Origin of the sequence: Comamonas resistens (genome assembly GCF_030064165.1) — a bacterium.
Taxonomy (GTDB): domain Bacteria; phylum Pseudomonadota; class Gammaproteobacteria; order Burkholderiales; family Burkholderiaceae_C; genus Comamonas; species Comamonas resistens.
In genome coordinates, this window is the sequence record NZ_CP125947.1 from 2,464,117 (window position 1) to 2,477,200 (window position 13,084).

Sequence of the window (13,084 nt, forward strand, 5' to 3'; positions counted from 1 at the left end):
ATGAATGCACTTCGGCAGGCACCAACCGATAGCTCCAAACCTGAGGGCTTTGATGCGGACCTTTGGGAAGATGCAACGCCCGAGCAGCAGCTTGTGCTCAAGCGCATTGCCAAGCAGCGTTCCCGTTTGCAGGCACGCTCGGCGGCGAGAGCCCAGGCCCAGACGTTGCAGACTCAGGTCCGTGATGTCGAGCATGTGCAGCCTGATGCACCACTGGTCGATCGCGTCATCACCTTTGTGCGACTGCACCCGATTGCCACGGCGGTGGCGGGGGCAGCCTTGATGGCTGTTGGCCCGCGCAAGCTGATGCGCTGGGGCAGTATTGCCCTTCCATGGGTCATGAAGCTGCAGCAGCGCCGCAGTCGCGCCTGACGCCCGGCCGCGGAGTTTCGCAGCCTCCAAGCAAACAGCCCGTGCAAGCATGCGCTTCACGGGCTGTTTTTCATTCGCAATACAGTGCCTCAGAAATCTGAGGCCATGCGTATTCAGTGCATATGTGCGATGGCCTGGGCGGCTTCCGTCACCAGGTCCGGGCCGCGGTAGATCAGGCCGCTGTAGATCTGCACCACGTCTGCGCCCGCGCGAATCTTGCTCACGGCATCCGCTCCGCTGAGGATGCCGCCCACGCCGATGATGGGGAAGCGGCTGCCAAGGGCCGAGCGCAGCTGGCGGATGATCTGGTTGCTGGCTTCCAGCACGGGTGCGCCGGACAGGCCGCCGGTTTCCTCGGCATGGGGCAGGCCCTTGACGGCTTCACGGCTGATGGTGGTGTTGGTGGCAATCACGCCGTCCATGCCGTGGCGCTGCAGTGTGGCGGCGATCACGCCGACCTGCTCCTCATCGAGGTCGGGGGCGATCTTCACAAATACCGGCGTGCGCTTGCCATGCTCGGTGGCCAGTTGTTCGCGGCGGTTGGCAATGGCGCCCAGCAGGGCGTCCAGTGCCTCATCGCTTTGCAGCGCCCGCAGGTTCTTGGTGTTGGGGGAGCTGATGTTCACCGTCACATAGTCGGCATGGGGGTAGACGCCGTCCAGAGCCTTCAGATAGTCGCTGGTGGCATCTTCAATCGGGGTGGTGGCGTTCTTGCCGATATTGAGACCCAGCAGCATGGCGCCGCCATTGTTTCCTGCTTTTGCACGCACGCGCGAGCGGCGCACATTGGCCAGGAAGGCATCAAGGCCTTCGTTGTTGAAGCCCAGGCGGTTGATCAGCGCATTCTTTTCGGGGATGCGGAACATGCGTGGCTTGGGGTTGCCGGGCTGGGGGCGGGGCGTGACCGTTCCCACTTCCACAAAGCCGAAGCCCATGGCGGCCAGTGCATCGATGCAGCGTGCATTCTTGTCCAGACCTGCGGCCATGCCCACGCGGTTGGGAAACTTCAGACCGGCGAGCTCGATGGGGTCGCTGACCAGAGGACGTTCCCAGGCTTTTTGCAGCAAGGTATTCTGACCCTTTGCCATGAAGTTCATGGTGAAGTCGTGGGCGGCTTCGGGGTCCATACCGAAAAGAACAGGACGGGTCAGGGAGTAAGGAATAAGAGACATGGAGATAATCGCTGGATTACCTGGATTTTCCCTCATGACGACATCTGCTGCTTCCCTCTCTCAAGATGAACTGAAAACTTTGGTCGGACAAGCTGCCCTGAAATATGTGGTAGCTGGTGAAATTGTGGGCGTGGGCACGGGCTCCACGGTCAACAAGTTCATCGACGCGCTGGCCACCATCAAGGATCAGATCCCCGGCGCGGTCTCCAGCTCCGTGGCCAGCACCGAGCGTCTGAAGGCCTTGGGCATCAAGGTGTTCGATGCCAATGAAGTTCAGCGTCTGGCCGTGTATATCGATGGCGCCGACGAGATCGACGGCCAGGGCTATATGGTCAAGGGTGGCGGTGCGGCGCTGACGCGCGAGAAGATTGTGGCGGCCCTGGCCGACCGCTTTGTCTGCATTGCCGATGAATCCAAGCTGGTGGAGATGCTGGGCAATTTCCCGCTGCCCGTGGAGGTGATCCCCATGGCGGCAGGCCAGATCGCCCGTCGTTTCGAGGCCATGGGTGATGGCGTGACCGCGCAAATTCGCCAGAAGGATGGTGCGCCGCTGGTGACCGATAACGGCCAGCATATTCTGGATGTGCGTGGTCTGAAGATTGCCGAGCCCCTGGCGTTTGAATCTGAAGTCAACCAGTGGCCAGGCGTGGTCACGGTGGGTGTTTTTGCGCACCAGAAGGCCGCGGTTTGCCTGCTGGGAACGGCTCAAGGCGTGCAGACGCTGGAATACTGAGCACAGCGCTCTTGTCCCGAAGCCAGCGGCGCCATGTCGCTGGCTTTTTGTTATGTATTTGATAGCTGCTTGCGCTTGATGGGTAAGCGCTACATGCCGTTCTGATTAAAAAAGGGTGACCAGCTCAAGTTGTTCAAACAAGGTGGCTGCTACTACCCACGCCAGCAGCAGCGAAAAGCTCCAGCGCATCAGGCGCAGATTGAACGGATTGCGCTGATGGCGCCAGTGGTTGAACAGCTCGACTCCGCCCCATAGCAAGCCGTAGCTGGCAAAGAATGCGCCGACGATCAACTCGAAGACCAAGCGATTCAAGCCATTGCGCAGTCCGCCATCCGAGACAAACCACATGGTCAGCAGCACCGGTATGACCAACAGGGCTGCGGATTTTTGCAGTTCTTCAGGCCGGGTCATGGGCGGGTGTCCGATTTAAAAGCGCAGACCCGCGGGATTGTCGGCTGTGCGCGTGCCTGGTTGCGGTGTGGCCGGTGCTTGCGGGACAGCGGGGCGCTGGGGGGCAGGATCTTTGGCAGCAGTGGCAGGTGCAGGGGCTGGCGTGGTCAGCGGGCGCGCAGCCGCCGCCTGATAGCCGCGTGGGAGCTTGGACTGTGTGGGGTAGCCCGCGGCATTGAGGTATTGGCTCCAGTTGTCGGCAGCAAAGCCCTTGAGGTGCTGGCTGCCAATGGTGGCAAAGGGCAGGCTGTCCTGGCCGCTGAGCTTTTTGAGTGCTGTCATGTCGGCCGAGGTTTCGATGGTGCGCTCGCCAAACGGAATGCCGCGCCCGCGCAGATACTCGCGCGCTTCGTCGCAGGGCTCGCAGTCCTTGCTGCTGTAGAGCATGACGGGGTAGCGCTCAGCCGACTGGCGCAGCGCATAGGGCAGTGCGCTGTCGGTGTGAGCAGCATTCGGCGAGGCAGGCGGTGCGCTGGGCTGGGCCTGTGCTGCCGTCGGCGCTCGGTCTGAAAACGTCACGCGGCCATCGGGGCCGACGATGCGATAAACGCCCTGGGCCTGCGCGGCAGATGCCATCAGGCTGACACAGGCCATGACAAGAGCGGCGGAAAGAACAGAGCACGAATGACTGCGTGACATAAGCGAAGAAAGTGGGGCAAACAATATGGTGCCTGAGCATAACGGCATCTGTCGCCCTTCGGCTCAGGAATTGCCTGTGCGCTTGATTTGGCGCGCACACAAAAACGCCCTGCGGCGCAGGGCGTTGACGGCAAAGCGATGGATCAGGCGGCTTTGGCCATGCCCTGGTGGCGCAGCAGTGCGTCGATCTGCGGCTCGCGGCCGCGGAAGGCCTTGAAGGACTCCATGGCGGGGCGGCTGCCGCCGGCTTCCAGAATCGACTCGCGGTATTTGCGGCCGGTCTCGGGGTTGGGGGAACCATCGGCCAGCACGGTCTCCTCAAAGGCCGCATAGGCGTCGGCGCTCAGCACCTCGGCCCATTTGTAGCTGTAGTAACCCGCTGCATAGCCGCCGGCAAAGATATGGCTGAAGGTGTGGGCCATGCGGTTGTAGGCTGGCGAGGGCAACACGGCCACTTCGCTGCGCACCTTTTTGAGCAAAGGCATGAAGTCGTCGGCAGGGTTGTGTTCGGTATGCAGCAGCATGTCGAACAGCGCGAACTCGATCTGGCGCAGCGTCTGCATGCCGGACTGGAAGTTCTTGGCGGCGATCATCTTGTCATACAGCGTGCGGGGCAGAGCTTCGCCGGTATCGACATGGGCGGTCATGTGCTTGAGCACATCCCATTCCCAGCAGAAGTTTTCCATGAACTGGCTGGGTAGCTCCACCGCATCCCACTCCACACCGGCTATGCCCGAGACATCACGTTCATTGACCTGGGTGAGCATGTGGTGCAGGCCATGACCTGTTTCGTGGAACAGGGTGATCACATCGTCATGCGTAAGCAGCGCGGGCTTGCCATCCACGCCGGCGGCAAAGTTGCAGACCAGGTGCGCAACCGGGGTTTGCAGCTGATGGGTGTCGGGACGCAACCAGCGTGTGCGCACATCATCCATCCAGGCACCGCCACGCTTGCCCTTGCGGGCCTGCGGGTCCAGATAGAACTGGCCAACCAATTGGCCGGCACGCTCGATACGGTAGAACTCCACACAGGCGTTCCACACCGGCGCTTCTTCACGGCGAATCGAGACTTCGAACAGGGTCTCCACAATCTTGAACAGGCCGGCCAGCACCTTGGGTGCGGGGAAGTATTGTTTAAGCTCCTGCTCGCTGAAGGAGTAGCGGGCCTCCTTGAGCTTTTCACCGATGAAGGCCCAGTCCCAGGGCTGTGGGTCGGCAATGCCCAGCTCGGTCTTGGCAAAGGCGCGCAGATCGGCCACGTCTTTTTCGGCATAGGGGCGGGCGCGTTGGCCCAGGTCGCGCAGAAAGTCTATGACCTGCTTGGGAGAGTCGGCCATCTTGGGCACGACGGAGACTTCGCCAAAGCTCTTGTAGCCCAGCAACTGCGACTCTTCCAGGCGCAGGGCCAGAATTTCCTTCATCACGGCCGTGTTGTCGAATTTGGCGGCGTCGCCTTCCGCCTGCTCGGAAGCGCGTGTCACATAGGCGTGATAGAGCTTTTCGCGCAGCGCGCTGCTCTTGGCGAACTGCATCACGGGCAGGTAGCAAGGCATCTTGAGCGTGAGCTTGTAGCCTTCCTTGCCATCGGCTCCGGCAGCTGCCCTGGCTGCAGCAATCACATCGGCGGGCACTCCATCGAGTTCTTCGGCGCTGGCGTAATAGGCAAAGGCATCCGTGGCATCCAGCGCGTTCTCGCTGAATTTCTGAGCCAGCTCGGCAGAGCGGGCTTGAATCTGGGCAAAGCGTTCCTTGGCCGCGCCTTGCAGCTCGGCACCCGAAAGCACAAAGCCACGCATGGCGTGATCCCAGGCAGCGCGTTGTTCCTTGTTGAGACTGTCAGGGGCGATGGCCTTGTACTTGGCGTACAGGCGTTCGTCGGCGCCGAGGTTGGTCCAGAACTCGGTCACGCGAGGCAGTGCCTCGTTATAGGCGGCGCGCAGCTCGGGCGTATCGGCCACGCTGTTGAGGTGGTTGACGGCCGACCAGGCGGTGCCAAGTTTCTCGGTTGCCACATCCAGCACAGCCGAGATGGCTTCCCACTGCGCAGGAAAGTCGGGTGTGACAACGGTCTCCAATGCCTCGCTGGCGCGAGCCAGCAGAACATCAATGGCTGGGCCTACATCCGCAGGTTGAATGCGGTCAAACAGGGGCAGGGAGGATGTTTCGAGAAGTGGATTGCTCATGCTGTATTAGGTGCCGGCAAGGTCGGGAAAATCAAGCGCTGCCATGGCAATGTTTTGCTATGGCAGTGATAGCGTCAGCCTGTGGTCAGCAGCGCGCTGAGCTGGTTTTAGGCCAGAGACAGCAAGCAAGAGCCGCCTCGCAGCAAGGCTGTCGTCCCCCTCCGCGAAGCAGAGAGGGGGAAGCCACGCAGCGGCTCAGGGGGTGTCAGGGCGCTGCGCGCTCTGCAGACTCCATGGTGTTGACCAGCAGCATGGTAATCGTCATAGGGCCGACACCACCGGGCACAGGGGTGATGTAGCCGGCAACTTCCTTGACGCCGTCGAAATCCACATCGCCGCAGAGCTTGCCTTCGGCGTTGCGGTTCATGCCCACGTCGATGACCACGGCGCCGGGCTTGACCATATCGGCGGTCAGCACGTTGACCTTGCCCACGGCGGCGACAATGACGTCGGCCTGGCGCGTCATGGCGGCCAGATCGGCCGTGCCGCTATGCGTGACGGTGACGGTGGCGTTGGCGGCCAGCAGCATCATGGCCATGGGCTTGCCCACGATGTTGGAGCGGCCGATGACCACGGCATGCTTGCCGCGCAGATTCTTCATGCCAATCGATTCCAGCATCTTCATGCAGCCGTAGGGCGTGCAGGCCTTGAAGCCGACTTCCCCCACCATCAGTGCGCCGGCGCTGGCTACGTGGAAGCCGTCCACATCCTTGGCGGGCGAGATGGTTTCAATGACCTTGTGATCGTCGATGTGCTTGGGCAGGGGCAGCTGCACCAGAATGCCGTGAATGCTGGGGTCGTTGTTCAGCGCAGCCACGCGGGCCAGCAACTCGGCTTCGGTCATCGAGGCATCGTACTTTTCCAGCACGGAGTGAAAGCCCACGTCTTCGCAGGCCTTGACCTTGTTGCGTACATAGACCTGGGAAGCCTGGTTGTCGCCCACCAGAATCACGGCCAGACCGGGCGTCACGCCCTTGGCCTTGAGCGCTGCTGCACGCGTGGCGACTTCCTTGCGCAATTGTTCGGAGAGGGCTTTGCCGTCGATGATTTGGGCTGTCATTGCTGGATTACCAATAAAAAATGCTGCTAGCCCTTGAAATACAAGCACTAGCAGCTATCAGAATAGGAGTTAGCTAAGGCCTGGGCCCGAGCCGTGCTCCTTCAATTATCTCGCGATTGAAGAGGCCTCCAATCACGCTGGCATCTCTTGGATGGTTTAGTTGAGCGCAGCAGCCTTGGCGGCAGCGGCGGTCTGGCCTTGACCCAGGGCGATCTTGAGCAGATCGGCCACGGTGTTGGCGTTGAGTTTCTCCATGATGTTGGCGCGGTGCGCTTCCACGGTCTTGATGGAGATGCCCAGATCGTCGGCAATCTGCTTGTTCAGACGGCCGGCGACAATGCGCTCCAGCACCTGGGCTTCACGGCCCGTGAGCTTGGCCAGCAGCGCATCACGGCTGGCGGCCTGCTGGTGACCAGCGAAGGCTTCGCGAGCGTGATCCAGCATGCGTTCGACCAGGCCCAGCAGCTCTTCTTCGTTGAAGGGCTTCTGGATGAAGTCCAGTGCACCCTTTTTCATGGTGTTCACGGCCATGGGCACATCGCCATGGCCGGTGATGAAGACGATGGGCAGGGGGGATTTGCGCTCGATCAGGCGATCCTGCAGTTCCAGGCCGGTCATGCCGCCCATGCGGATATCCACGATCAGGCAAGCCACTTCGCGAGGGTCGTAACGTGACAGAAAGGTCTCGGCGGAATCAAAGCAGCGAACCCGGTAGTCCTTGCCTTCCAGCAGCCACTGCAGGGAATCGCGCACTGCCTCGTCATCATCGACTACGTAAACCGTGCCTTTTTTGGGTATCAAACTCATGCAATCGTCCTCTTTATGGGTTCGCTTGTCGTGTTGAGTGTTGTCGTCTCCACACCCGTTGCCAGTGGTAGCCAGAATGAAAAGCGGCAACCAGTGACCTCGGAACCATTGTAGAGGTTCTCGGCATGCATTCGGCCGTGATGGGACTCGACAATGGAGCGGCACAGGTTCAGGCCTATGCCCATGCCTTCGCTTTTGGTCGAGAAAAAAGCCTCGAACAAATGCTCCAGCACCTCGGGAGGAAGGCCTCTGCCGGTATCTTCCACTGTAAATTCAACACCTTGCTGGTCGTCATGCTGCTGCGGACGTACGCGCAACTCCACGCTGCGCTGACCCGTGGGGCGCTCGGACATGTCGATGGACTCAGCACTGTTTTTCATCAGATTGATGAGAACCTGCTCAATCAGAATGGTGTCTGCCATCACGGGCGGCATGCGCTCGGCCACATGCAGGGATAGCTGCACATTGCGGCGGCGCAGCTCTATGCCGGCCAGCTCCACGGCTTCGTTGACCATTTCCGAGACCTGGGCCAATGTGCGGTTGGGCTCGCTCTTTTTGACGAAAGAGCGGATGCGCTGAATGATCTGCCCCGCGCGCAGAGCCTGATGCGCGGTCTTCTCCAGCGCAAACTTCATCTGCTCGGGGGTGAGCGTGCCGTTTTCCAGGCGCGTGAGCATGCCGGAGCTGTAGTTGTTGATGGCCGTCAGCGGCTGATTGAGTTCGTGGGCCACGCTGGATGCCATTTCGCCCATGGTGATGAGGCGGCTGGCGGTCTGGGCCTTTTCGGCCTGGGCGGCGGCTTGCTCTTCGGCCTGGCGGCGCTGGGTGATGTCGGTGGCAATCACCATCTGGGCCAGGCGTCCGTCCACCCAGCTCAGGTAACGCGAGCGCACTTCCAGCCATTTGCCCAGGCTGGGCACAAAGATTTCGGCGTTGCCGCTGCGCGCAGTTGTCAGGGAGTCCGTGGGCAGGCCCATGAGCCCATCTTCATCTTCCGGCTCGGGTTGGCGACGCACAGGTAGTTTGCCGGCCTGGGCCACCAGTTGCAGATGGCCTTCGGTATGCGAGCCGAACCACTGACGGTAGAGCTTGTTGGCAAACAGCAGCTCGGCGCTGCCCAGAGGTGCTACGGAAACAGAAGCGTCCAGCGCTTCCAGCACAATGGTGAAGCGCTCATACGATGCAGAAAGCTGCTCGCGAATGCGATTGGGCTCGGTAATGTCCGTCATCGACGACATCCAGCCCGTGTGCTGGCCGTGGGCGTCGATCAGCGGAGACACATAGAGGCGCGCATCGAAGAGCGTGCCGTTCTTGCGCTTCACGCGCACCTGAAAGCCTCCCACGATGGTCTTGCCAGACAGCTCCTCGCGCAGTTGCGAGTGCAGATTGTCGTAATCGTTGTCGGGCCAGTAGGAATAGGGCGGCACCTGGCCGACCAGCTCTTTCTCGCTCCAGCCCGTCATCTGGCAGAACGCTGCATTCACATAGGTGATGCGGCCATGCAGGTCCAGGGCGCGCATGCCCGTGAGCACGGAGTTTTCCATGGCACGGCGGAAGTTGGTTTCGGCAACCAGGGCTTCCTGCGCGCGCTGGCGGCGGCGTGTGTGGCGCCAGGTGGCCAGCAGCAGCCAGGCTGTCATGGCAGACAGTGTGCCCACCAGCCAGAACAGGCCGCTGCCCACCACGCCCAGAGAGGTTCGGTAGGCCTGGGCGCGCAAGATCAGGGAAATGCCCACGGGTGAAACCGGAACTTCATATTCATTGGCAATGGCGCGCCAATGCAGCAGCTCGCTGGGGGTCTTGCGCGGTGCCAGCGGCGTGCCGGCTAGCACCAGCCCCTGGCTGTCCAGCATGGTGATGGCATAGCGCGCCATGACTTCGGTCGGCGTGCCGTAGCGCAGCAGGCTATCTACCGAGAACTCGGCCAGCAGCTCGCCCGCATAGCGGCTGTTGCTGCTGATGGGAACATGCAACTGCAACAGTGGTGGCGGGTCGTCAGGGGTGGCTTTTTCCTGCACATAGATAGGCTGCAGCATTTCCTTGGCCTGCTGGTAGGCATGCAGGGTCTCGCCTCTATGCAGCACTTCACCCACCACACGCAGCTGTTCGGTACTGACGGTGGGGGCCGCCTGGCTTTGCAGGATATGGAGCTTGTCGTCGACCCAGGTGATGGATTGCAGCTCGGGGTACTGGCTGATCAGCGCTTCGGCGCGGATGTCGAAGTCGGACTTGCGCATATCGCGGGTACCCACGTCACGGGCCATGCGCATCAGCTGTTCCTGGCGCTCCAGCAGGCGCAGGCGTACGCGCTGCTGTGCATATTCCACGTCACGGCGCAGTGCTTCCTGCTCGCGGTCCACTTCTTCCGTGCGCAAGTACCAGAAAGACGCAATGATTGCAGCCATGAACATCAGCACGGACGCCAGGGGGGCCAGCGCGGCATAGCGATCCTGGCGGGTCGGCGAGAGGCTGCGCCACCAACTGCGCCACCAGCGCACAGGCGAGGCAACGGATTGCACGCTATCGACGGGCTTTTTTTCTGGTTCGGAAGAGCTTGTTTGCATACCGTCAGTGTAGGGGAGAGACCAACTGCTTTATCCGAGTATTTCTGTCGTGTGGGCGACTGTTTTTGCAGTCTTCACTGTATGTGCATTTGCAGCATTTTTTTAAATAGTGAAATCACGAAGCACCATTTGAAATTCAAAAAAAATGTGCGAAACTCCCCCGGCATCGAGACAGTGAATCGGTTTAATCCGGGGAGCGCCTGAACGGGGCTGTGCCGCGCGTTGCGCGGTTGGCACTTGCCACATCGCGTGATGGCCGCACTCACTGATTCGGTTTTGAGAGCGTGCTTACTTTTTTTGCCTCTGTGTACAAGACGGGATGCAGAAAATGTTCGCAATACTCTGATAGCGACCCCCTCTCTCGAAGGAGACACACAATGACAGCTCAGACTGACCCACAAGGTGCTGGCATGCCTGCCGGCCTGGACCAACAAGAATCCCGCGAGTGGATGGATGCCCTCTCGGCCGTGATCGACCGTGAAGGTGCCGACTACGCCCACAAGCTGATCGAGGACCTGCTCGAGCATGCACGCCAAAGCAGCGTGGACATGCCTTTCTCGGCCAATACCGGCTATGTCAACACCATCGAGGCCGACCAGGAAGAAAAGTGTCCCGGCAACCTCGAGATCGAAGGCCGTCTGCGCGCCTACATGCGCTGGAACGCCATGGCCATGGTGGTCAAGGCCAACCGCATTCACCCTCCCGAAGGCGGTGACCTGGGCGGCCACATCGGCTCCTTCGCTTCGCTGGCCAATATGTTCGCGGCCGGCTTCAACCATTTCTGGCACGCCGAGAACGAAAACCACGGTGGTGACTGCCTGTACATTCAGGGTCACGTCTCGCCCGGCATCTACGCCCGCGCCTATCTGGAAGGCCGTATCTCCGAAGAGCAGCTGCTGAACTTCCGTCAGGAAGTGGACGGCAAGGGGCTGTCGAGCTACCCCCACCCCAAGCTGATGCCCGACTTCTGGCAGTTCCCCACGGTGTCCATGGGCCTGGGCCCGCTGATGGCCATCTATCAGGCGCGCTTCCTGAAGTACCTGCACGCACGTGGCATTGCCAACACTGAAAACCGCAAGGTCTGGGTGTTCTGCGGCGACGGTGAAATGGACGAAGTGGAATCCCTGGGCGCGATCGGCCTGGCTGCCCGTGAAAACCTGGACAACCTGGTCTTCGTGATCAACTGCAACCTGCAGCGCCTGGACGGTCCTGTGCGCGGCAACGGCAAGATCATCCAGGAACTGGAAGGCGAATTCCGCGGTTCCGGCTGGAACGTGATCAAGCTGCTGTGGGGCAAGGGCTGGGACGAGCTGCTGGCCAAGGACAAGGACGGCGTGCTCAAGAAGATCATGATGGAGTGCAACGACGGCGACTATCAGGCTTTCAAGGCCAACGATGGTGCCTACGTTCGCCAGCATTTCTTCGGCCGTGATCCTCGCGCCCTGAAGATGGTCGAGCACATGTCCGACGACGAAATCTGGAACCTGCGCCGTGGTGGCCACGATTCGCAGAAGGTCTACGCTGCTTTCGCTGCTGCGAACAAGCACCAAGGCCAGCCTACGGTTCTGCTGGTCAAGACCGTCAAGGGCTTCGGCATGGGCAAGGTCGGTGAAGGCAAGAACAACGTTCACCAGACCAAGAAGCTGAGCGACGAGGATATCAAGGCCTTCCGCGACCGTTTCAACATCCCAATCCCCGACAGCCAGATCGCTGACATCCCCTTCTACAAGCCGGCCGACGATACGCCGGAAATGAAGTACCTGCACGAACGCCGCAAGGCTCTGGGTGGCTACCTGCCTCATCGTCGCCAACAGGCCGACGAGCAGTTCACTGCGCCCACGCTGGACACCTTCAAGGCCATCCTGGAGCCCACACCCGAAGGCCGTGAGATCTCCACGACCCAGGCTTATGTGCGTTTCCTGACGCAGCTGCTGCGTGACAAAAACATCGGCCCCCGCGTGGTGCCCATCCTGGTGGACGAAGCCCGTACCTTCGGTATGGAAGGTCTGTTCCGTCAGGTCGGTATCTACAACCCCCACGGTCAGCAATACACCCCGGTCGACAAGGACCAGGTGATGTACTACCGCGAGGACAAGGCCGGCCAGATCCTGCAGGAAGGCATCAACGAAGCCGGCGGCATGTCCAGCTGGATCGCTGCCGCCACCAGCTACAGCCATAGCAACCGGGTCATGATCCCGTTCTATGTCTACTACTCGATGTTCGGCTTCCAGCGTATCGGCGATCTGGCCTGGGCGGCTGGCGACCTGCAAGCGCGTGGCTTCCTGCTGGGCGGCACCTCGGGCCGTACCACGCTGAACGGCGAAGGTCTGCAGCACGAAGACGGTCACAGCCACATCCTGGCCAACACCATCCCCAACTGCATCACCTATGACCCGACCTTCGCTCACGAAGTGGCAGTCATCATGCAGGACGGTCTGCGCCGCATGGTGCAGAACCAGGAAAACGTCTTCTACTACATCACGCTGCTGAACGAAAACTACCCCATGCCTGGCCTGGAAGCCGGCACGGAAGAGCAGATCCTCAAGGGCATGTACATGGTCAAGCCTGGCCAGAAGGTGCCCGAGAGCGGCCTGCGCGTTCAACTGCTGGGCTCCGGCACCATCCTGCGCGAATCCTTCTTCGCACAAGAGCTGCTGGAAAAGGACTGGGGCGTTGCCGCCGACGTCTGGAGCTGCCCATCGTTCAACGAACTGACCCGCGAAGGCCAGGAGGTGGACCGCTTCAACATGCTGCACCCCCTGGAAGCCGCCAAGGTTCCGTTCGTGTCCCAGCAACTGGCGGCCCATCCCGGCCCCGTGGTCGCTTCGACCGACTACATGAAGGCCTACGCCGAGCAGATCCGTCCCTACATGCCCAAGGGCCGTACCTACAAGGTGCTGGGTACCGACGGCTTCGGTCGTTCGGACTTCCGCGCCAAGCTGCGTGAACACTTCGAAGTCAACCGTCACTACATCGTGGTGGCTGCACTGCGCGGTCTGGCCGATGAAGGCAAGATCAACGCAACGACCGTGGCCGAAGCGATCAAGAAGTACGGCATCAACGTCGACAAGATCAACCCGCTGCACGCCTAAAAAGGGGAGACA

General features: G+C 60.9%; 10 protein-coding genes. 3 read left to right on the plus strand and 7 right to left on the minus strand.

Translation table 11 applies throughout. The annotated features are described in order from the left end of the window. Positions 1-372 carry a hypothetical protein gene (locus tag QMY55_RS11495; protein WP_283488718.1) on the plus strand — a complete coding sequence of 124 codons (372 nt, stop codon included), beginning with the start codon at positions 1-3 and terminating at the stop codon, positions 370-372. A gap of 113 nt (positions 373-485) precedes the next feature. Here the strand turns inward: QMY55_RS11495 and QMY55_RS11500 are convergent, their stop codons facing one another. After that, complete coding sequence (locus QMY55_RS11500) at positions 486-1,544, minus strand: quinone-dependent dihydroorotate dehydrogenase (protein WP_283488719.1); 1,059 nt, start codon at positions 1,542-1,544, stop codon at positions 486-488. 34 nt (positions 1,545-1,578) lie between these two features. On the opposite strand from QMY55_RS11500, the gene rpiA reads away from it, so the two are divergent. Continuing rightward, on the plus strand, positions 1,579-2,277 hold the full coding sequence (gene rpiA, locus QMY55_RS11505) for a ribose-5-phosphate isomerase RpiA (RefSeq protein WP_283488720.1): 699 nt from the start codon (positions 1,579-1,581) through the stop codon (positions 2,275-2,277). Between the two features lie 105 nt (positions 2,278-2,382). Here the strand turns inward: rpiA and QMY55_RS11510 are convergent, their stop codons facing one another. From QMY55_RS11510 to QMY55_RS11535, 6 genes are all read right to left on the minus strand, one after another. After that, entirely contained in the window at positions 2,383-2,688 is a 306-nt protein-coding gene (locus QMY55_RS11510) for a hypothetical protein (RefSeq protein ID WP_283488721.1), read from the minus strand. Positions 2,689-2,703: 15 nt separating this feature from the next. Continuing rightward, positions 2,704-3,366: a glutaredoxin family protein gene (locus QMY55_RS11515; RefSeq protein ID WP_283488722.1), complete on the minus strand. Its 663-nt coding sequence runs from the start codon at positions 3,364-3,366 to the stop codon at positions 2,704-2,706. 143 nt (positions 3,367-3,509) lie between these two features. Then, complete coding sequence (locus QMY55_RS11520; protein WP_283488723.1) at positions 3,510-5,549, minus strand: M3 family metallopeptidase; 2,040 nt, start codon at positions 5,547-5,549, stop codon at positions 3,510-3,512. Between the two features lie 205 nt (positions 5,550-5,754). After that, the gene (folD, locus tag QMY55_RS11525) at positions 5,755-6,609 is read right to left on the minus strand and encodes a bifunctional methylenetetrahydrofolate dehydrogenase/methenyltetrahydrofolate cyclohydrolase FolD (RefSeq protein WP_283488724.1); all 855 of its coding nucleotides are present in this window, start codon (positions 6,607-6,609) and stop codon (positions 5,755-5,757) included. A 156-nt stretch (positions 6,610-6,765) separates the two neighbouring features. After that, positions 6,766-7,416, minus strand: coding sequence for a response regulator transcription factor (locus tag QMY55_RS11530; RefSeq protein WP_283488725.1), 651 nt, complete (start codon positions 7,414-7,416; stop codon positions 6,766-6,768). After that, positions 7,413-9,980, minus strand: a complete 2,568-nt coding sequence (locus QMY55_RS11535; protein WP_283488726.1) for a PAS domain-containing sensor histidine kinase — start codon at positions 9,978-9,980, stop codon at positions 7,413-7,415. Before QMY55_RS11535 ends, QMY55_RS11530 begins: the two co-directional genes overlap by 4 nt. Positions 9,981-10,357: 377 nt before the next feature. Between QMY55_RS11535 and aceE the strand changes: the two genes are divergently transcribed. Then, the gene (gene aceE, locus QMY55_RS11540; RefSeq protein WP_283488727.1) at positions 10,358-13,072 is read left to right on the plus strand and encodes a pyruvate dehydrogenase (acetyl-transferring), homodimeric type; all 2,715 of its coding nucleotides are present in this window, start codon (positions 10,358-10,360) and stop codon (positions 13,070-13,072) included. The last annotated feature ends 12 nt before the right edge of the window (positions 13,073-13,084 follow it).